The following is a 19029-nucleotide window of genomic DNA, read 5'->3' on the forward strand; positions in this document are numbered from 1 at the left end:
TGCGGCAGGTGGAGAGCCCAGACACCCCCGTTGCCCCGCAGGAGGGGCGGGCCGGCATGACGTCACCGTCCGCTCCGCCCGACGGCGCGGACGGCTCGTCCCACGAGCCCCTGCGGGTTTTCGTGCTGTCCGGGTCCTCCCGCGAGGCTTCGGTGAACTCCCGCCTTGCCCGTCTGACGGCGCGTCTCGTCGCCCGGAGGGGTGTCGAAACGGAGTTCGCGACCGTCCGTGACACCGTCCTGCCGGTCTACGACGGCGACGACGAGGCCGCCCACGGGCCCCCGGAGCCGGCGGCGGTGCTCCGCGACCGGATCCGGCAGGCGGACGCGATGGTCATCGCCTCCCCCGAGTACAACGCGTCGGTGCCCGGCGTGGTGAAGAACGCCGTGGACTGGGTCTCCCGGTTCCGCCCACAGCCGTTCAAGGACAAGCAGACCCTCCTGGTCTCCGCCTCTCCCTCGCTGGTCGGGGGCAACCGGGGCCTGTGGGCGCTGCGTGTCCCACTGGAGCATCTCGGTGCGCGTGTCTACCCGGACATGTTCAGCCTGGCCGAGGCGCATCAGGCCTTCGCGGAGAGCGGCGACCTCCACGACCAGGGGCTGCAGGAGCGGCTCACGTCCACGGTGGACTGCTTTCTCGAACTCGTCGAGGCCGACGTGCGCTACCCCGCACTCCGGCACCGCTGGTACGAGTTCCCCGGCGACCGCTCCGACGCCCCCGTGACACTGCGCGCCGAGGGCTGAGGGATGGCGTTCCCCTCCGGTGTGGAGCTGACCCATATCCTGGTCGTCGGGGACCTGGACCGTTCCCACGCCTTCTACCGGGACGTCGTCGGCGCCGAGTCCGTCCGGGAGTAAGGCGGCACCAGTGTCGTGCTGCGGCTGGCGGGGACGTGGCTGCTGCTGGTCACCGGCGGCGGGCCGACGCCGGACAAGCCGGGTGTGTTCTTCGCCCCGCCGTCCGATCCGGCGAGGGTCTCCCACGCGATGACCTTCCGTGTCGAGGACTGGAAGGTTCCAGGGACCTTCCGCTCGCAGGGGCAGAGGTGGCCCTGACAGCGCTGAAAGATGCGAACGCGCTGGTCAGGGGCCATCCGCTCAGCACTCGATGATGTTCACCGCGAGGCCGCCGCGGGCGGTCTCCTTGTACTTGACGCTCATGTCGGCGCCGGTGTCCTTCATCGTCTTGATGGCCTTGTCCAGCGAGACGTGGTGGCGGCCGTCGCCGCGCAGGGACATCCGCGCGGCGGTCACGGCCTTGACGGCCGCCATGCCGTTGCGCTCGATGCAGGGGATCTGCACCAGGCCGCCGACCGGGTCGCAGGTCAGGCCCAGGTTGTGCTCGATGCCGATCTCGGCGGCGTTCTCCATCTGCTCGGGGCTGGCGCCCAGCACCTCCGCGAGGCCGCCGGCCGCCATCGAGCAGGCGGAGCCCACCTCGCCCTGGCAGCCGACCTCGGCGCCGGAGATCGAGGCGTTCTCCTTGAACAGCATGCCGATCGCGCCGGCGGCGAGCAGGAAGCGGACCACGCCCTCGTCGTCCGCGCCCGGGACGAAGTTCACGTAGTAGTGCAGCACGGCCGGGATGATCCCGGCGGCGCCGTTGGTCGGGGCGGTCACGACGCGCCCGCCGGCCGCGTTCTCCTCGTTGACCGCCATCGCGTAGAGGGTCACCCACTCCATGGCGTGCGCCTGGGCGTCGCCCTCGGCACGGAGCTGGCGGGCCGTCGTCGCGGCCCGGCGGCGCACCTTCAGCCCGCCGGGCAGGATGCCCTCCTGCGTGCTGCCGCGCGCCACGCACTCCCGCATGACCTGCCAGATCTCCAGCAGCCCGGCCCGGATCTCCTCCTCGGTGCGCCACGCCTTCTCGTTCTCCAGCATCAGCGCGGAGATCGACAGACCCGTCTCGCGGGTGAGCCGCAGCAGCTCGTCGCCGGTTCGGAACGGGTAGCGCAGGACGGTGTCGTCCAGCTTGATGCGGTCCTCGCCGACCGCGTCCTCGTCGACGACGAAGCCGCCGCCGACCGAGTAGTAGGTCTTCTCCAGCAGAGGCCGGCCCTCGGCGTCGTAGGCGAAGAGGGTCATGCCGTTGGCGTGGTAGGGGAGGGAGCGCCGACGGTGCAGGATCAGATCGGTGTCGGCGTCGAAGGCGATCTCGTGCGCGTCGCCTATCTCGGTGCCGAGCAGCCGCAGGGCGCGCTCGCTGCGCACCCGCTCCACCCAGGCGTCGGCCCGGGCCACGTCCACGGTGCGGGGGGAGTGGCCCTCCAGGCCGAGCAGGACGGCCTTCGGCGTGCCGTGGCCGTGCCCGGTCGCGCCGAGCGAGCCGAAGAGCTCGGCGCGGACGGAGGCGGTCTGCGCCAGCACCCCGTCGTTCTTCAGCCGGCCGGCGAACATGCGTGCCGCGCGCATCGGGCCGACGGTGTGCGAGGAGGACGGGCCGATGCCGATGGAGAACAGGTCGAAGACGGAGATGGCCATGGGGCGGACTCCCTTTCCCGGTACGGGGGATCTTCCCGGCTCCCCGGACGGCGCCGGGAGGTGTTCGGCGGTGCCGGGGAGCTCGGGCGGTGCCCCACGCTCGTGGGTGGAGCGTTGTGCGGACGGTGGCGCCGGGACGCCGCACGGGGTGCCGTGCGGCGTCCCGGCGGGTCCGGGTTACCTGCCCAGACCCGGGTACAGCGGGTGCTTCTCGGCGAGCGCCGTCACCCGGGCGGCGAGCGCCTTGGCCTTGGCCTCGTCGAAGTCCGGCAGCAGCGCCTCGGCGATGACGTCGGCGACCTCGCGGAAGTCGTCCTCGCCGAAGCCGCGGGTGGCCAGCGCCGGGGTGCCGATGCGCAGCCCCGACGTGACCATCGGCGGACGCGGGTCGTTGGGCACCGCGTTGCGGTTGACGGTGATGCCGATCTCGTGCAGCCGGTCCTCCGCCTGCTGGCCGTCGAGCTCGCTGTCGCGCAGATCGACCAGCACGAGGTGCACGTCGGTGCCCCCGGAGAGCACCGCGACGCCCGCCTCGACGGCGTCCGGCCGGGTCAGCCGCTCGGCGAGCAGCTTCGCCCCCGCCAGCGTACGCTCCTGGCGCTCCTTGAACTCCTCGCTCGCCGCGATCTTGAACGAGACCGCCTTGGCCGCGATGACGTGCTCCAGCGGACCGCCCTGCTGACCGGGGAAGACCGCGGAGTTGATCTTCTTGGCGTGCTCCTGCCTGGACAGGATCACGCCACCGCGCGGGCCGCCGAGCGTCTTGTGCGTCGTGGTGGTGACGACGTCGGCGTAGGGCACCGGATTGGGGTGCAGCCCGGCCGCGACCAGGCCCGCGAAATGCGCCATGTCCACCATGAGCAGCGCCTCGGTGGCGTCCGCGATCCGGCGGAAGGCGGCGAAGTCCAGCTGCCGCGGGTAGGCGGACCAGCCCGCGATGATCAGCTTGGGCTTGTGCTCCTGCGCGAGGCGCTCGACCTCCTCCATGTCGACGAGCCCCGTCTCAGCGTCCACGTGGTACGCGACGACGTTGTAGAGCTTGCCGGAGAAGTTGATCCGCATCCCGTGCGTGAGGTGGCCACCGTGGGCCAGGTCCAGGCCCATGATGGTGTCGCCGGGCTTGAGCAGGGCGAACATCGCCGCCGCGTTGGCGGAGGCGCCGGAGTGCGGCTGGACGTTCGCGGCCTCGGCGCCGAACAGCGCCTTGATCCGCTCCCGGGCGATGTCCTCGACGACGTCGACGTGCTCGCAGCCGCCGTAGTAGCGGCGGCCCGGGTAGCCCTCCGCGTACTTGTTGGTCAGGACCGAGCCCTGGGCTTCGAGGGCCGCCACCGGAGCGAAGTTCTCGGAGGCGATCATCTCCAGGGTGGACTGCTGGCGGTGGAGCTCGGCGTCGACGGCGGCGGCGACGTCCGGGTCCACCTCGTGGAGGGAACTGTTCAGAAGCGACATGGAAATGTGTCCGTCCGGGTCGGGAGGGGATCAGCCGGCGGTGTACGCGGTGTACTCGTCCGCCGAGAGCAGGTCGTCCTGCTCGCCGGTGACGCGCACCTTGAAGAGCCAGCCGCCCTCGAAGGGCGCGCTGTTGACGAGGCTCGGGTCGTCCACGACGTCCTGGTTGGCCTCCACGACCTCGCCACTGACCGGCGAGTACAGGTCACTGACCGACTTCGTGGACTCCAGCTCACCGCAGGTCTCGCCGGCGGTCACGGTGTCACCCACCTCGGGCAGGTCGACGTAGACGACGTCACCGAGGGCGCTGGACGCGTGTTCGGTGATGCCCACCGTGGCGACGCCGTTCTCGGCGGCCGACAGCCACTCGTGCTCCTTGCTGTAACGGAGCTGCTCAGGATTGTTGCTCATGGTGTGGATTCTCCCGGATGACGGTGGGGCGGGTGGCACAGGGGAAAGGTGGCACAGGCCGAGGGGGGAAAGGGGGACGGGGGAAGGGGGAAAAAGCGGTGAGCGGTGCGACGCTCAGCGTTCCCGCTTGTAGAAGGGCAGCGCCACGACGGCGTACGGCTCCTGCTTGCCGCGGATGTCGACGGACACGCCCGTCGTGCCCGGCGCCGCGTGCGCGGCGTCCACGTAGGCCATGGCGATCGGCTTGCCCAGGGTGGGGGAGGGTGCGCCGGAGGTGACCTCGCCGATCGGCGTGCCGTCGGCGGCGACCACGGTGAAGCCCGTGCGGGGCACGCGCCGGCCCTCGGCCACCAGCCCGACCAGCACCCGCGGCGGGGCGGCGGCGGCCCTCGAAGCGGCGGCCTCCAGGGCCTCGCGGCCGACGAAGCGGCCCCCGTTCGTCGTCTTCTCGAACTTCACCACCCGGCCCTGACCGGCGTCGAAGGGCGTGGTGGCGCGGGTCAGCTCGTTCCCGTACAGCGGCATGCCCGCCTCCAGACGCAGGGTGTCGCGGCAGGACAGGCCGCAGGGCACCAGGCCCTCGCCCTCCCCGGCCCCCAGCAGGGCCTGCCACAGCTTCTCCGCGTGCTCGGGGGCGACGAACAGCTCGAAGCCGTCCTCGCCGGTGTAGCCGGTGCGGGCGATGAGCGCGGACGCCCCGGCGACGGTCCCGGGCAGCCCGGCGTAGTACTTCAGGCCCTCCAGGTCGGCGTCGGTGAGCGAGGCGAGGATGCCGTGGGCCTTCGGGCCCTGGACGGCCAGCAGCGCGTAGGCGTCCCGGTCGTCCCGCACGGCGGCGTCGAACCCGGCCTGCCGCTCGGTCAGCGCGTCCAGCACGACCTGGGCGTTCGAGGCGTTGGCCACGACCATGAAGGCGTCCTCGGCCAGCCGGTAGACGATCAGGTCGTCCAGGATGCCGCCGTTCTCGTCGCAGATCATGGTGTAGCGGGCGCGGCCCGGTTTCAGCGCCGAGAGGAAGCCGACGAGGGCGTGGTCCAGCAGTTCACCGGCCTGCGGGCCGGTGACGGTGATCTCGCCCATGTGGGAGAGGTCGAAGAGACCGGCGCGGGTGCGGACGGCGTGGTGCTCGTCACGCTCGCTGCCGTAGCGCAGCGGCATGTCCCAGCCGGCGAAGTCGGTCATCGTCGCCCCCAGCGCGCGGTGGACGGCGTCGAGGGCGGTTCGTCGGGGCTGGGCGTTCTCAGGCAGGGCGTCAGACATTCAGGGCTCCCAGGCAGGGCGGACACGTCCTCCCCATCTGTCATCGGAACCTGAGAGGTTCGCCGCAGGCCCATTCGGGCCACGGCTTGCACCTTCGGTGGGACGGCCCGGAGATCCGGAGCCCGCCCGCTTTTCAGATCTGCCTCGCTCGCGCGGTATCGGGGCCTGAGAGATTCAAGGGAGGACTTGCTCCTTCGGCGCCCCCCATCCGGCGACCGGTGCCCCGGTGACCAGAATGCGGAGACTCTCCCGCGCGTGCTCGAACGGCCGGTATGAAGTTCGCGGGCACATCATTGCACGCGAAATCGTGCCCGAACCAGCCACCCGTGAGGCCCGCGGGAAAAGGTCCGCGTTCGGGTCGCACCGTAGCCGGAGGGAACCGCAGCGTGGCGGGCGGTCATCATAGGAGATGCTGCGTAGGGAAGGCTGTACAGGAAGGGCCGCACAGGAGCGCCGCGCCGAGCGCGGGGCCCCGGGAGGGAGAAGCGGCATGATCCGGAACGAACCCGGGTTCGGCCCAGCCCAGCCCTGCCCCGCCGTGGTCGGGGTGCCGCGGCAGCCTGCCGCGCCCCCGCGTGAGCGCGTCCCCGCCACCGTCCGGGATCTGCGGGCCCCGGCCCGCGCGCTCCCCGTGACCTTCCCCGGCGGCGACCGGGTGGTCGTCTCCGGGCTGCCCGGCAGCGGCAAGTCCACCCTCATCCGCGCCCTGACGGCGCGCTCCGAGGACGCCGTCGCGGTGGACTCGCAGGAGGTCCGCGAGCTGTGGGAGCGCCGCGTGCCGCGCTGGCTGCCGTACGCCCTGTACCGCCCCGCGGTGCGGATCGACCACTACCGGCGGCTGCGCCGCGCGCTCGCCGGCGGCTCGGGGGTGGTCGTCCACGACTGCGGCAACCTCCCCTGGGTGCGGCGCTGGCTCGCCCGCGACGCACGGCGGCGCGGCGTGCGGCTGCACCTGGTCGTCCTCGACGTGTCCCCCGGCACCGCGCTGGACGGACAGGCCGAACGCGGCCGGACGGTCTCCCCCTACGCCTTCGCACGGCACCGGCGTGCCACGGGCAGGCTGCTGGCCGAGCTGGAGGCGGGCCGCCTGCCCGTGGCCTGCGACGCGGCGCTCATCGTCGACCGTTCCTACACCGACGCCCTGCACGGCCCTCGCGACTGATTCCGGGGCACCGGGGAGCCCCGGTGGCCGGGCCGCGCACCCGGAGGCCGAAGATCACCCGCCTGCCGCCGGGGCCGCGGGACGCCGACAGTAAGGTGCAGCCATGACCGTTCCGCCGCAGTCAGGGCAGCCCCGGCCGGGGACGCCGCACGCTCCAGCGCCACCCCCGCACTCCGGGCCCGGGCACGGCGGCGGCTGGCCCGGCAACGAACTGGAGGAGACGCTCGCGGCCGCCGTGGGCAGCCCCGGCGCCGGGGCCCGGCTGATGGAGGTCCTGGGGCGCAGCAGCCTGTGGGTGCCGCTGCCGGAGGGCGGCGGCCCGGACAGCCGTGACGTGGACCTGCCGACGATCGAGCTGGACGGCGGCGCGGTCTTCGTGCCCGTCTACAGCTCCGAGCAGCAGTTCCACCAGTGCGTGCGGGTGCCGATGAACTTCGCCGTCGTCCCGGCCCGGGAGTTCGCCCGCGGCCTGCCCCCGCACGTCGGCGTCGCGATCAACCCCGAGGGCGTCGTCGGCGCCCCCCTGCCGCCCGAGGCCGTGGCGCTGCTGTGCCGCGAGGGCGGAACCGAAGGCGTCCCCGGCACGCCGAGCGGCGCCCGGGTGCGCCTCTTCGAGCCGGACTGGCAGGACGATCCGGTCGACTTCCTCTCCGCCGTCGCCGCCCAGTTCGCCGCTCTGCCCCAGATCCACAGCGCCCGCCGCGGGCTGGCCAGCGCCGAGGGCGACCCGCCCGCGCTGTTCGTCGGCGTCGAGCTGGACCTGCTGGAGCCCGAGGCCCGGCAGGCCACCCACGACGCCGTGGCCGGGGTCCTGGGCGTGCACGCGGTGCGCTGGCCCGTGCAGCTCGTCTTCCTCGACGCAGCCCCGCAGGACCCGGTCGTGGGCTGGCTCCGCGAGTGCGTGCGTCCCTTCTACTCACGCGCCCCTGAGTAGACTGCCCCGTCGGCCTGAGGAGGGGCGGTCCCGCCGGGCCGGGCGCGGCACGGCACGGCTGAGTAGTCCCGGACCTGCCACCTCTGGCTCGTAAGGTGATTGGATACCTCAAGGGGGCGCTCGCCGGTGCCCGGAGCACGGACGAGAGCGGAGAAGGGCGGCGGACGTGAGCGCGGGTGAGAGCGTCAAGGGGCTGCTGCGCCAGGTGTCGCCCGGCCGGGACGACAGGTACGACCGCTACGAGGCACTGCTGCACGCCCTCGCCGACGCCCCGGTGTGGCCGCTGCTGTGGGACGGCGCGGCGGACGACCCGGAAGCGCACTACGCGCGCATGGACGTGGCGGGCCACCCCTACGTCCCCTGTGTGACCTCGCCCCAGGAACTGCACGCCAGCGGCTGGGCCCGCGGCCACACCTCGGCCACCGGACGGGACGTCGCCGCGGCCCTCTACCCGCACCGCATCGGCCTGTGGCTCGACCCGCACGCCCCCGGCGGCGGGCTCGGCGTCCCCTGGCCGGACCTGCGCCGCGTCGCGGGCGGGCTGGACCGGCTGGCCGCGGGGCCGCTCCACATCAGCGAGCCCACCGTGCGCGCCCCGCAGTTCTACGCCCAGCTCACCCACCACGCCCAGCGCACCCCCGCCGTGCGCAGCCTGCGCCGCGCCTGGGTCCGCCCGGCGGTCGGCGCGGCCTTCCTGGCCATCGGCGTCGACGTGTACGAGCCGGGCCCCGGCGCCGCGCACACCGGGCTCGCGGTGGTCCGTCAGGCCGCCGGTGCGCTGCCGCCCGGGCTGCCCGTCTCCGTCGTCACCATGTCCGACGCGCACGAGCCCGTGGCGATGTGGCTGCACGCCAACTCCCGCCCGTTCTTCGACCGCGACGCCGCGGTGGCGGCGGGCCCTTCCGCCCGCGGGTACGGCTACCCGCACGCTCGCTGACAAGCCGCTGGACCTGTACGCATTTGCGCCCGTGGGGCGCCTTTCGAGCGGCTGTCGACGCGGTGCGGCGTATCGCCCCATACGCCGCCGTGCCCCGCCCCCGAGGGCTGGTCTCAGCTCGGTATCACCGGCATGCGGACGGTTCACACCTCTATGGATGCACAGTAATGTGCGGGCGACCAGAATCTGTTGCACCACCAGACCCCTGAGGTGGACGATGCGTAAAACCAGATCCAGGGTCGTCAAGGCGATCGCGGCCACCCTAGCGGTCGGACTGATAACGGCCGGATGTGCCAGCGAGCGGGACGACGACGGCGGCAACGGCGAGGGCGGCGGAACGTTCGTCTTCGGCGCCCCGGGCGACCCCTCGTCCCTGGACCCGGCACTGGCCAGCGACGGTGAGACGTTCCGCGTCACCCGGCAGGCCTTCGAGGCGCTGATCGAGCACGAGCCGGGCGGTTCCAAGCTCGTCGGCGGCCTGGCGGAGTCGTGGGAGAGCAACGACGCCGGCACCGAGTGGACGTTCAACCTCCGCGACGGCGTCGAGTTCCACGACGGCGAGAAGCTGACGGCCGAGGCCGTCTGCGCCAACTACGACCACTGGTTCAACTGGACCGGTACGTACCAGAACAAGGCGGTCTCCTACTACTGGCAGACCATCATGGGCGGCTTCGCGAAGAACGAGAGCGAGGACACCGCCGAGCCCAACTACAAGGGCTGCACCGCCGAGGACGAGCTCACCGCCGTCATCTCGGTGCACGAGGCCTCCGCCAACCTCCCGGGCGGCTTCTCCCTCCAGGCGCTGGCCATCCACTCGCCGAAGGCCATCGAGGCCTACGAGAAGGAGGCCGCCAGCGGCGAGGGTGACGCCATCAAGTACCCGAAGTACAGCCAGGAGGCCGGCACCGTCGCCGGCACCGGCCCGTTCCGCATCAAGGAGTGGGACAAGGGCAACAAGGAAGTCACCCTGGAGCGCTTCGACAAGTACTGGGGCGAGCAGGCCGGTGTCGAGAAGCTCGTCTTCCGCACCATCTCCGAGGAGAACGCCCGCCGCCAGGCGCTGGAGGCCGAGGGCATCCACGGCTACGACCTGGTCGCGCCCTCGGACGTCTCCGGTCTTGAGGAGAAGGGCTTCCAGGTCCCGGTCCGCGGCGTCTTCAACATCTTCTACCTCGGGATGTCGCAGGGCGGGAACGACGCCCTGAAGAAGAAGGAAGTCCGGCAGGCGATCACCCACGCCATCGACCGGGAGAACATCGTCAGCACCCAGCTCCCCGAGGGCGGTGTCGCGGCCACCCAGTTCATGCCGGACACGGTGGACGGCTACTCGGAGAACGTCGCGACCTACGAGCACAGCACCGACAAGGCCAAGAAGCTGCTGGCCGACGCGGGCGAGTCGGATCTGACGATCGACTTCTGCTACCCGACCGAGGTCACCCGCCCGTACATGCCGGCCCCGGCCGACATGTTCGAGCTGATGAAGGCCGACCTGGAGAAGGCGGGCATCACGGTCAACCCGAAGCCCATGACCTGGGCCCCCGACTACCTGGACGCCACCGAGAAGGGTTCCTGCGCCCTGCACATCCTCGGCTGGACCGGTGACTTCAACGATGGCTTCAACTTCATCGGCACCTGGTTCAACGGCTTCGACGAGCAGTGGGGCTTCCGTGAGCCGGCCATCTTCGACGCGGTGAAGACCGCCGGATCGGAGCCCGACGTCGCCAAGCGCGTCGAGCTCTACAAGAAGGCCAACGAGGCGATCATGGAGTACATCCCGGGCGTGCCGATCTCGTCCTCGCCCCCGTCGATCGCGTTCGCCAAGAACGTGAACCCGCCGACGACCTCCCCGCTGACCCAGGAGAACTTCGCCGAGGTCAGCTTCAAGTAAGCACACCAGCACGTGCGGTCCGCCCGGCCACCCCATCCCGTGGCCGGGCGGACCACGTCTCAAGCCCTAGTTCGAACCCCAAGAAAGGGGGTAGTGCGGGGTGTTGCGTCTCGTCGTACGCAGACTGCTGCAGCTCATACCCACCCTGTTGGGCCTGTCGGTCCTCCTCTTCGTCTGGGTCCGCCTGCTGCCGGGCGGACCGGCCGCCGCCATCCTCGGCGAGAGAGCCACGGCGGCCGACAAGGCCCAGATCGAGAAGGCCCTCGGTCTCGACCAGCCGTTGTGGGTGCAGTACTGGCGCTTCCTGGAGCGGCTCGGCCAGCTCGACCTCGGTACGTCGACCCAGACCGGACAGCCGGTGTGGGACGAGTTCACCCGCGCCTTCCCCGCCACCGTGGAACTGGGCATCACGGCCATGGTGATCGCCGTCGCGGCCGGCATCCCCCTCGGCTACTTCGCCGCCCGGCGGCGCGGCGGCTGGCTGGACGTCACCGCCGTCTCCGGCTCCCTCGTCGGTATCTGCATCCCGGTGTTCTTCCTCGCCTACATCCTCAAGGCGGTCTTCGCCGTCGAGCTGGGCTGGTTCCCCAGCTACGGCCGCCAGACCACCGGCATCGACGCCACCGAGGTCACCGGTTTCTACGTCCTCGACGGCCTGCTCACCGGTGAGTTCGACGCCTCCTGGGACGCCCTGCGGCACCTCGTGCTGCCCGCCCTGGCCCTCGCCTCGATCCCGCTGGCGATCATCACCCGCATGACGCGGGCCAGCGTGCTGGAGGTCCTGGGCGAGGACTACGTCCGCACCGCCGAGTCCAAGGGCCTCAAGCAGAGCGTGGTCCGCGGCCGGCACGTCATGCGCAACGCCCTGCTCCCCGTCGTCACCGCGATCGGCCTGCTGACGGGCGGCCTGCTCTCCGGGGCCGTGCTCACCGAGTCGGTGTTCGCGTTCGGCGGCATCGGCTCCTTCATCAAGACGGGCATCGACCAGCGCGACTACCCCGTGCTCGTCGGCTTCATCATGTTCATCGCCCTGGCCTACGTCATCATCAACCTGCTGGTCGATCTGGCGTACAGCCTCATCGACCCGAGAGTGCGGGTGCACTGATGAGCACCAAGACCGACAAGATCGACCGGCTCGCGGAGCTGACCGCGAGCAGCGAGGCCACCACGGGGCAGAGCCTGTGGGTCGAGGCCATGCGCCGGCTGCGGCGCAGCAAGATGGCGCTCATCGGCGCCGCCGTGATCAGCGTGTTCCTGGTCCTGGCCGTCATCGGCCCGTGGATCGCGCCCTACGACCCGACCGCGCAGCTCTGGCGCGGTGAGGTCTTCACCAACCGCAACATCTTCGTGGGCCCGCGCGGCGAGAACTGGCTGGGGCTCGACCACCTCGCCCGGGACGAACTCTCCCGGATGCTGGTGGGCGCGCGGCAGACCCTGCTCGTCGGCATCGTCGCCACCCTGCTCGGCCTCTCCGTCGGCGCCCTCATCGGCGGCGCCTCCGGCGCGGCCCTCACCCTCGGCGGCGCCGTCGGCAAGCGCGTCGACACCGTGGTCATGCGCTTCATCGACATGATGCTCGCGTTGCCCTCGCTGCTGCTGGCCGTCTCCATCGCCGCCGTGATGGGCCAGTCGCTGCTGGCCGTCATGATCGCGGTGGGTGTGGTGCAGATCCCCATCTTCGCCCGCCTGCTGCGCGGCGCGATGCTGGCCCAGGGCGGCTCCGACTACGTGCTGGCGGCCCAGTCGCTCGGAGTGCGCAAGCGGCGGATCGCCCTCGGCCACGTCCTGCCCAACTCGCTCAGCCCCGTCATCGTGCAGGCGACGCTGAGCCTGGCCACCGCCATCATCGAGGCCGCCGCGCTGTCCTTCCTGGGGCTCGGCAACCCCGACGCCTCCCAGCCGGAGTGGGGCGTCATGCTGGCCCAGGCCCAGGACTACCTCGACGCCGCGCCGATGCTGGCCGTCTACCCGGCGCTCGGCATCATCATCACCGCCCTCGGCTTCACCCTGCTGGGCGAGGCGATGCGCGAAGCCCTCGACCCGAAACTGCGGAGCTGATGACATGCCGTTGCTTTCCGTGGACGAACTGACCATCACCTTCAGCGGGCGCGGCAGCCGCGACGTCCGGGCCGTGGACGGGGTCTCCTTCGACGTCGACCAGGGTCAGGTCGTGGGGCTCGTGGGGGAGTCGGGCTGCGGCAAGTCCGTCACCTCGCTGGCGCTCATGGGCCTGCTGCCCGGACGCGGCGTGCAGATCGGCGGCCGGGCCGAGTACGACGGCACCGACCTGCTGAAGCTATCCAGGGCGCGCATGCGGGACATGCGCGGCTCCCAGCTCGCCATGATCTTCCAGGACCCGCTGTCCTCCCTGAACCCGGTCGTCCCCATCGGCGTCCAGGTGACGGAGATCCTGCAGCGGCACCGGGGGATGAAGGGGGAGGCCGCCCGCAAGGAGGCCGCCCACCTGCTCGACCGGGTCGGCATCCCCGACCCGGACCGGCGGCTCAAGGAGTACCCGCACCAGCTCTCGGGCGGTATGCGGCAGCGCGCGCTCATCGCCATGGCCGTGGCCTGCGCGCCCAAGCTGCTCATCGCGGACGAGCCGACCACCGCGCTCGACGTCACCATCCAGGCGCAGATCCTGGAGCTGCTCAAGGAGCTGGTGGACCAGGAGGGAACCGCCCTGCTGATGATCACCCACGACCTGGGTGTCGTCGCCGGGCTGTGCGACCAGGTCAACGTGCTCTACGCGGGCAAGGTCGTCGAGTCGGCCGAGCGGCGCCCGCTCTTCGACGCGCCGACCCACCCCTACGCGCACGGCCTGCTCGGCTCCATCCCCCGGCTGGACGCCCCGCGCGGGGAGCCGCTCCAGCCCATCCGCGGCTCCATCAACGACCGCATCGACTGGGCCGACGGCTGTGCCTTCGCCCCGCGCTGCGACCACTACACCCTGGAGTGCCTGAGCGGTACGCCGGAGCTGCGCGAGCCGTTCACGCCCGGTCACCAGGCCCGGTGCGTGAACCCGGTCGCGCAGGAGGGCGCCCCCGGACGGGAGGCGGCCGGTCCGGAGCGGCCGGGCCCGAACAAGCCGGGCGCGCAGCGGTCCGGTGCGCAGAAGTCCGACCTGGAGAAGACGGAGGCCGGATCATGAGCCTGCTCGAACTCGACGACGTCAAGGTGCACTTCCCGGTCAAGAAGGGCCTCTTCTTCGACCGGACCGTCGGTCACGTCTACGCCGTCGACGGGGTGTCCCTGAGGGTGGAGGCCGGGCAGACCTACGGACTGGTGGGCGAGTCGGGCTGCGGGAAGACGACGCTCGGCCGCGCCGTGCTCCGGCTGGTGGACATCACCTCGGGCGGTGTCGTCTTCGACGGCACGGACCTCGCCCAGCTCCCGAACGAGGAGATGCGGCAGCGGCGGCAGCGGCTCCAGATGGTCTTCCAGGACCCGCTGGGCAGCCTCAACCCGCGGCAGAACATCGAGTCCATCCTCGCCGAGGGCATGGCCGCGCACGGCATCGGCGCGAGCGCCGAGGAGCGCCGCGAGCGCATCCTCGACATCCTGGCCAAGGTCGGGCTCCCGGCCAACTCGCTCTCCCGCTACCCGCACGAGTTCTCCGGTGGCCAGCGCCAGCGCATCGGCATCGCCCGCGCGCTGGTGCTGGAGCCGGACGTCGTCATCTGCGACGAGCCGGTCTCCGCGCTGGACGTGTCCATCCAGGCGCAGGTGCTCAACCTGCTGGAGGAGCTCCAGGAGTCGATGGGCCTGACGTACCTCGTCATCGCCCACGACCTGGCGGTGGTGCGGCACATCTCCGACGTCATCGGCGTCATGTACCTGGGCTCGCTGGTGGAGGAGGCGCCCAGCGACCTGCTGTACGCCCAGCCGCGCCACCCCTACACCCGGGCACTGATGTCGGCCGTGCCGGTGCCCGACCCGGAGGTGGAGGACGCCCGCGAGCGCATCCTCCTCACCGGCGACCTGCCCTCCCCGGCCAACCCGCCGACCGGCTGCCGGTTCCACACCCGCTGCCCGTGGAAGCAGGAGAGGCTGTGCGCCACGGACCGGCCCGAGCTGACGGACGTCGGCGACGGTCACCGGGTGGCCTGCCACTACGCCGCAGAGATCGCCGACGGCACGATCACGCCCGCCGGCGAGCGGAAGGCCCCGGCGGAGGCCCCGGCCTGATCACCGCCGTTCCCCGCGCCCCGCACGGGCGCGGGGAACGGCGTGAGCGGCCTCGCGCCTTCGGCGCGGACCTCCCCGGCGGGCAGGGGTCCCGCTCAGCCCGCCTCCTGCTGTTCGTGGGAGCGCGAGCGGGGCAGGCTGAGGCCGAAGTACATGGCGGCGATGCGCAGGGCGAAGACGACCGCGGCGGAGACGATGGTCGCCGGGGTCTGGGCGACCTCCAGCCAGTGCAGCACGAGGTAGCACAGCGCTCCGGCGAAGGCTGCCGTCGCGTAGACCTCCTCGCGCAGCAGCAGCGGCGGCAGCTCTCCGCACAGGATGTCGCGGACGACCTCGCCGGTGACGCCGGTCAGCACCGCCAGGATGAGCACGGCCAGCGGGGTCACCCCGGACTCCAGGGCCGCGCGGGCGCCGATCACCGTGACGACGGCGAGCCCGACGGCGTCCACGAGCAGGAGGGTGCGGTGCGGCAGCCTGCGGAAGCGCAGGTAGACCATGGTGCTCACCCCGACGGAGGCGATGACGGTGAGCAGCACCCAGTCCTGCGTCCAGTACAGGGGGTCGCGGTCGAGGATGAGGTCGCGCAGGGTGCCGCCGGAGACTCCGGCGGCGAAGGCGAGGACGAGACCGCCGAAGGGGTCCATGTTGGCGCGGTGCGCCGCGAGGACTCCGCTGGCGGCGAAGGCGGCGACGCCGACGAGGTAGAGCACGTGGAGCATGACCCGATGATCCCACCTCTCAACTTACTGAAAAGTAATAAAATCGATGTACTGTGCATGCCATGACCCAGGCACTGCACGACGGGCCGGTTCCCCGCGCCAGGCCCGCCACGATCGGAAACAGCGAGTTCGACCGTGACACCCGGGTGGAGCGGCAGGAGCCCGGACAGTACGCCGTGGACCTCTCCGCGGGCTGGTCCGTCGGGGGCGCTGTCAACGGCGGCTACCTCCTGGCCGTCATGGGCCGGGCCCTCGCGGACGCCCTGCCGTACCCCGACCCGTTCACGATCACCGCCCACTACCTCACCGCCGCCCAGCCCGGCCCCGCGGTCATCCGCACCGACCGGGCCCAGGCCGGGCGCACGCTCGCCGCGGGCTCGGCCTCCCTCGTCCAGCGGGACGCGTACGGCACGGAGGTCGAGCGCCTCCGGGTGCTGGCCTCCTACGGTGACCTGGCGGCGCTGCCCGACGACGTGCGCACCAGCGCCGAGCCGCCCCCGATGCCGCCCCCCGGGACGTGCCTGGGCGCCCGGGACGACCCGAACCACGACCCGGCCACCGCGCCCCCCATCGCCGGCCGGCTCGACCTGCGGCTGGACCCGGCCACGGTGGGCTGGGCCGCCGGCGCCCCGAGCGGGCGCGGGGAGATACGGGCCTGGTTCGCCCTGGCCGACGGCCGCGAGCTCGACCCGCTCGCCCTGCTCCTGGCGGTCGACGCCCTGCCGCCCACCGCCTTCGAGCTCGGCCTGACCGGCTGGGTCCCGACCGTGGAGCTGACGGTCCACGTCCGCTGCCGCCCGGCCCCCGGGCCGGTGCGGATCGCGCTCACCACCCGCAACCTGGCCGGCGGCTTCCTGGAAGAGGACGCCGAGGTCTGGGACGGTGCGGACCGGCTCGTCGCCCAGTCCCGCCAGCTCGCCCGCGTCCGGCTCTGACGCCCGGGGCCCGCGCGAGGACGGCCCGGGAACGCGCGAAGGCGGCCCTCCCGCCCGGGGAGAGCCGCCTTCCGTCGTCCGCGGCGTCAGGACACGGGAGCGTCCGCGGGCTTCTCCTCGTCCGGTGCCGCCTCAGCGGCCCGCGGGGCCGGCGGACGGCCGCGCTGCGTCCCGGTCCGGGCGTGGGTCGCGTAGAGGGTGAGGCCGACGAAGGTGATGCCGCCGACCAGGTTGCCGACGACGGTGGGGATCTCGTTCCAGAGCAGGTAGTCGGAGAGGGAGAACTCGCCCCCGAGCATCAGGCCGGAGGGGAAGAGGAACATGTTGACGATCGAGTGCTCGAATCCCATGTAGAAGAAGACGAGGATCGGCATCCACATGCCGATGACCTTCCCGGAGACCGAGTCGGACATCATCGCGGCGACGACGCCGGTGGAGACCATCCAGTTGCACAGCACGCCGCGTATGAAGAGGGTCAGCATGCCGGCGGCCCCGTGCTCGGCGTAGCCGACGGTACGGCCCTCGCCGATGACGGCGATCTTCTGGGCGACCTCGTTGGGATCCGTGGTGAAGGCGTAGGTGAAGATCACCGCCATCATGACCGCGACGGTGAACGCCCCGGCGAAGTTGCCGAAGAAGACGAGCGTCCAGTTGCGCAGCACCGAGCGCGTGGTGACGCCGGGCCGACGGTCGATCAGGGCGAGGGGGACCAGGGTGAACACGCCGGTCAGCAGGTCGAAGCCGAGCAGGTAGAGCATGCAGAACCCGACCGGGAACAGCAGCGCCCCGATCAGCGGCTCGCCCGTCTGCACGGTGACGGTGATCGCGAACGCCGCAGCCAGCGCCAGGATGGCACCGGCCATGAAGGCGCGGATGACGGTGTCGCGGGTGGACATGAACACTTTGGACTCGCCGGCGTCGATCATCTTGACGGCGAGTTCCGACGGACTCAGATACGACATGGCGGCATTCTTGCGCTGTCGGGCCTCCAGCGGGAGAGCCCTTCCCGCCCCGGGGGAGACGTCTGCGCGAAGGCGCGGGGACGGCGAGCGGGGCCCCGCGCCTTCGCGCACTGGTGTCAGCGGGCGAACCAGCGTTGCGGCTCCGGTGCGGTGTTCTCGTAGATGTGCTTGGCCTGCCGGTACTCGGCGAGCCCGTCGTGGCCGAGCTCCCGGCCGATGCCGGAGCGCTTGAACCCGCCCCACTCGGCCTGTGGCAGATACGGTCCGAAGTCGTTGATCCAGACCGTGCCGTGCCGCAGCCTCCGCGCCACCCGCTCGGCCCGGCCGGCGTCCCTGGTCCACACGGCCCCGGCCAGCCCGTACTCGGTGTGGTTGCCCAGCTCGACGGCCGTCGCCTCGTCGCTGAACCGCTCCACCGTCAGGATCGGCCCGAAGGTCTCCTCCTGGACGATGCGCATGTCCCGGCTGCAGTCGTCGAACACCGTGGGCCGGAAGAAGAAGCCGCCCAGCAGCTCGGGGTCCTCCGGTCGGGAGCCGCCCGCGACGAGCCGGGCCCCCTCCTTGCGGCCCAGTTCCACGTACGCCTCCACCTTGGCCAGGTGCGCGGCCGAGACCAGGGGCCCGCTCTCGGTGGCCTCGTCCATGCCGTTGCCCAGCCGGATGCGCTCGGTGCGCTCCACCAGATGGGCGACGAACTCCTCGTGCAGCGACTCCTCGACGATGAGCCGGGTGCCGGCCGAGCAGACCTGCCCGGCGTGGAAGAACACCGCCATGAGGGCGTAGTCGATCGCCGCGTCGAAGTCGGCGTCGGCGAAGACGATGTTGGGGTTCTTGCCGCCGAGCTCCAGCGCGATGTCCTTGACGGTGTCCGCGGCCGAGCGCATGATCCGGCGCCCGGTCTCCAGCCCGCCGGTGAAGGACACGAGATCGACCGCCGGGCTCTCCACGAGCGGTGCGCCGGTGGCCGCGCCGTCGCCGAGCACCAGGTTGACGACGCCGCGCGGGGCGCCCGCCTCCGCCAGCAGCTCCACCATCCTGATGGTGGACAGCGGGGTGATCTCACTGGGCTTGACGACCATGGTGTTGCCCGCCGCCAGTGCCGGGGCCACCTTCCAGGAGGCCTGCAGCAGCGGGTAGTTCCAGGGGGCGATGAGGGCGCAGACGCCGACCGGCTCGTACACGACCCGGCTGCGCACACGGGGGTCGCCCGCGTCCACCACCCGGCCGGCGTCCGCCTCGGCCTGCCCGGCGTAGTACTCGAAGACCCGGGTGACGTCGTCGACGTCGATGCCGCTCTCCACCAGCGTCTTGCCGGTGTCGAGTGTCTCCAGCCGGGCGATCTCCGCCTTGTCCCGCTGGAGGTACTCGGCCATCCGGCGCAGCAGCGCGGCGCGTTCCCGGGGCGCCCAGGAGGGCCACTCACCGCCGTCGAACGCGGAGCGCGCCGCGGCGACCGCGGCCCGGGCGTCGGCCGGACCGCCCTCGTCCACGGTGCGGACCACGGACTGGTCGTAGGGGTTGATGACTTCGCGTGTGGCGCCACCGGCCGCCGCCACCCACTCTCCGTCGATATACAGACTGGACGTGGGAAGTCCTTTCCCGGTTGCGCCGAGTGCGGCCTTACCGTTGTGCGTCGGAATTCGCTACGCATTACGTTAGGCGCGTAATGCAGCGGAGTGCAACGAATAGCCCAGGGAGCGG

The 19029-nt window shown here is 71.8% G+C and carries 18 protein-coding genes and 2 riboswitches; of the genes, 11 read left to right on the forward strand and 7 right to left on the reverse strand.

Going from position 1 to position 19029, the window contains the following annotated elements; all coding sequences use genetic code 11:
• The first annotated feature begins 56 nt into the window (after positions 1 to 56).
• Together O7609_RS19395 and O7609_RS19400 are read left to right on the forward strand one after the other, a co-directional pair.
• On the forward strand, positions 57 to 743 hold the full coding sequence (locus O7609_RS19395) for an NADPH-dependent FMN reductase (RefSeq protein WP_269735725.1): 687 nt from the start codon (positions 57 to 59) through the stop codon (positions 741 to 743).
• Positions 744 to 872: 129 nt separating this feature from the next.
• A complete protein-coding gene (locus O7609_RS19400) occupies positions 873 to 1055 on the forward strand; it encodes a hypothetical protein (RefSeq protein WP_269743962.1) in 183 nt (60 codons plus the stop codon).
• Between the two features lie 42 nt (positions 1056 to 1097).
• On the opposite strand, the gene O7609_RS19405 is transcribed toward O7609_RS19400, so the two are convergent.
• From O7609_RS19405 to gcvT, 4 genes are all read right to left on the reverse strand, one after another.
• Positions 1098 to 2480, reverse strand: coding sequence for an L-serine ammonia-lyase (locus O7609_RS19405; protein WP_269743963.1), 1383 nt, complete (start codon positions 2478 to 2480; stop codon positions 1098 to 1100).
• Between the two features lie 177 nt (positions 2481 to 2657).
• Positions 2658 to 3932: a serine hydroxymethyltransferase gene (glyA, locus tag O7609_RS19410; protein ID WP_269743964.1), complete on the reverse strand. Its 1275-nt coding sequence runs from the start codon at positions 3930 to 3932 to the stop codon at positions 2658 to 2660.
• 30 nt (positions 3933 to 3962) lie between these two features.
• Positions 3963 to 4343 (reverse strand): glycine cleavage system protein GcvH, encoded by a 381-nt coding sequence (gene gcvH, locus O7609_RS19415; RefSeq protein ID WP_269743965.1) that lies wholly within the window; start codon positions 4341 to 4343, stop codon positions 3963 to 3965.
• Between the two features lie 114 nt (positions 4344 to 4457).
• Entirely contained in the window at positions 4458 to 5603 is a 1146-nt protein-coding gene (gene gcvT / locus O7609_RS19420; RefSeq protein ID WP_269743966.1) for a glycine cleavage system aminomethyltransferase GcvT, read from the reverse strand.
• A 27-nt stretch (positions 5604 to 5630) separates the two neighbouring features.
• A riboswitch (glycine riboswitch) is annotated at positions 5631 to 5746 on the reverse strand.
• Positions 5747 to 5865: riboswitch (glycine riboswitch) on the reverse strand.
• Positions 5866 to 6093: 228 nt separating this feature from the next.
• On the opposite strand from gcvT, the gene O7609_RS19425 reads away from it, so the two are divergent.
• From O7609_RS19425 to O7609_RS19460, 8 genes are all read left to right on the forward strand, one after another.
• Entirely contained in the window at positions 6094 to 6765 is a 672-nt protein-coding gene (locus O7609_RS19425) for an AAA family ATPase (protein WP_269735719.1), read from the forward strand.
• Positions 6766 to 6868: 103 nt separating this feature from the next.
• Complete coding sequence (locus O7609_RS19430; protein ID WP_269735718.1) at positions 6869 to 7699, forward strand: enhanced serine sensitivity protein SseB; 831 nt, start codon at positions 6869 to 6871, stop codon at positions 7697 to 7699.
• Between the two features lie 166 nt (positions 7700 to 7865).
• Entirely contained in the window at positions 7866 to 8636 is a 771-nt protein-coding gene (locus O7609_RS19435; RefSeq protein ID WP_269743967.1) for an enhanced serine sensitivity protein SseB C-terminal domain-containing protein, read from the forward strand.
• Positions 8637 to 8853: 217 nt separating this feature from the next.
• The gene (locus O7609_RS19440; protein WP_269735716.1) at positions 8854 to 10524 is read left to right on the forward strand and encodes an ABC transporter substrate-binding protein; all 1671 of its coding nucleotides are present in this window, start codon (positions 8854 to 8856) and stop codon (positions 10522 to 10524) included.
• Between the two features lie 100 nt (positions 10525 to 10624).
• Positions 10625 to 11629 carry an ABC transporter permease gene (locus O7609_RS19445; RefSeq protein ID WP_269743968.1) on the forward strand — a complete coding sequence of 335 codons (1005 nt, stop codon included), beginning with the start codon at positions 10625 to 10627 and terminating at the stop codon, positions 11627 to 11629.
• Positions 11629 to 12582 (forward strand): ABC transporter permease, encoded by a 954-nt coding sequence (locus O7609_RS19450; protein WP_269735714.1) that lies wholly within the window; start codon positions 11629 to 11631, stop codon positions 12580 to 12582. Before O7609_RS19445 ends, O7609_RS19450 begins: the two co-directional genes overlap by 1 nt.
• Before the next feature lie 4 nt (positions 12583 to 12586).
• Entirely contained in the window at positions 12587 to 13675 is a 1089-nt protein-coding gene (locus O7609_RS19455) for an ABC transporter ATP-binding protein (protein WP_269743969.1), read from the forward strand.
• Positions 13672 to 14712: an ABC transporter ATP-binding protein gene (locus O7609_RS19460; RefSeq protein WP_269743970.1), complete on the forward strand. Its 1041-nt coding sequence runs from the start codon at positions 13672 to 13674 to the stop codon at positions 14710 to 14712. The genes O7609_RS19455 and O7609_RS19460 overlap by 4 nt, the downstream gene beginning before the upstream one ends.
• A gap of 95 nt (positions 14713 to 14807) precedes the next feature.
• On the opposite strand, the gene O7609_RS19465 is transcribed toward O7609_RS19460, so the two are convergent.
• A complete protein-coding gene (locus O7609_RS19465; RefSeq protein WP_269735711.1) occupies positions 14808 to 15431 on the reverse strand; it encodes a trimeric intracellular cation channel family protein in 624 nt (207 codons plus the stop codon).
• A 62-nt stretch (positions 15432 to 15493) separates the two neighbouring features.
• On the opposite strand from O7609_RS19465, the gene O7609_RS19470 reads away from it, so the two are divergent.
• The gene (locus O7609_RS19470) at positions 15494 to 16366 is read left to right on the forward strand and encodes a thioesterase family protein (RefSeq protein ID WP_269743971.1); all 873 of its coding nucleotides are present in this window, start codon (positions 15494 to 15496) and stop codon (positions 16364 to 16366) included.
• Positions 16367 to 16452: 86 nt separating this feature from the next.
• Here O7609_RS19470 and O7609_RS19475 read toward each other — a convergent pair whose 3' ends face one another.
• Together O7609_RS19475 and O7609_RS19480 are read right to left on the reverse strand one after the other, a co-directional pair.
• Entirely contained in the window at positions 16453 to 17328 is an 876-nt protein-coding gene (locus tag O7609_RS19475) for a formate/nitrite transporter family protein (protein WP_269743972.1), read from the reverse strand.
• A 116-nt stretch (positions 17329 to 17444) separates the two neighbouring features.
• A complete protein-coding gene (locus O7609_RS19480) occupies positions 17445 to 18884 on the reverse strand; it encodes an aldehyde dehydrogenase family protein (RefSeq protein ID WP_269743973.1) in 1440 nt (479 codons plus the stop codon).
• Between the last annotated feature and the right edge of the window lie 145 nt (positions 18885 to 19029).

This window comes from Streptomyces sp. WMMC1477 (genome assembly GCF_027460245.1).
Lineage (GTDB): Bacteria > Actinomycetota > Actinomycetes > Streptomycetales > Streptomycetaceae > Streptomyces.

What these genes read in the sequence shown, in the direction of transcription:
- O7609_RS19395 (WP_269735725.1), top strand. Translation starts at nt 57, where the DNA reads ATGACGTCACCGTCCGCTCCGCCCGACGGCGCGGACGGCTCGTCCCAC.
- O7609_RS19405 (WP_269743963.1), bottom strand. Translation starts at nt 2,480, where the DNA reads ATGGCCATCTCCGTCTTCGACCTGTTCTCCATCGGCATCGGCCCGTCC.
- glyA (WP_269743964.1), bottom strand. Translation starts at nt 3,932, where the DNA reads ATGTCGCTTCTGAACAGTTCCCTCCACGAGGTGGACCCGGACGTCGCC.
- gcvH (WP_269743965.1), bottom strand. Translation starts at nt 4,343, where the DNA reads ATGAGCAACAATCCTGAGCAGCTCCGTTACAGCAAGGAGCACGAGTGG.
- gcvT (WP_269743966.1), bottom strand. Translation starts at nt 5,603, where the DNA reads ATGTCTGACGCCCTGCCTGAGAACGCCCAGCCCCGACGAACCGCCCTC.
- O7609_RS19425 (WP_269735719.1), top strand. Translation starts at nt 6,094, where the DNA reads ATGATCCGGAACGAACCCGGGTTCGGCCCAGCCCAGCCCTGCCCCGCC.
- O7609_RS19430 (WP_269735718.1), top strand. Translation starts at nt 6,869, where the DNA reads ATGACCGTTCCGCCGCAGTCAGGGCAGCCCCGGCCGGGGACGCCGCAC.
- O7609_RS19440 (WP_269735716.1), top strand. Translation starts at nt 8,854, where the DNA reads ATGCGTAAAACCAGATCCAGGGTCGTCAAGGCGATCGCGGCCACCCTA.
- O7609_RS19450 (WP_269735714.1), top strand. Translation starts at nt 11,629, where the DNA reads ATGAGCACCAAGACCGACAAGATCGACCGGCTCGCGGAGCTGACCGCG.
- O7609_RS19455 (WP_269743969.1), top strand. Translation starts at nt 12,587, where the DNA reads ATGCCGTTGCTTTCCGTGGACGAACTGACCATCACCTTCAGCGGGCGC.
- O7609_RS19460 (WP_269743970.1), top strand. Translation starts at nt 13,672, where the DNA reads ATGAGCCTGCTCGAACTCGACGACGTCAAGGTGCACTTCCCGGTCAAG.
- O7609_RS19465 (WP_269735711.1), bottom strand. Translation starts at nt 15,431, where the DNA reads ATGCTCCACGTGCTCTACCTCGTCGGCGTCGCCGCCTTCGCCGCCAGC.
- O7609_RS19470 (WP_269743971.1), top strand. Translation starts at nt 15,494, where the DNA reads ATGACCCAGGCACTGCACGACGGGCCGGTTCCCCGCGCCAGGCCCGCC.
- O7609_RS19475 (WP_269743972.1), bottom strand. Translation starts at nt 17,328, where the DNA reads ATGTCGTATCTGAGTCCGTCGGAACTCGCCGTCAAGATGATCGACGCC.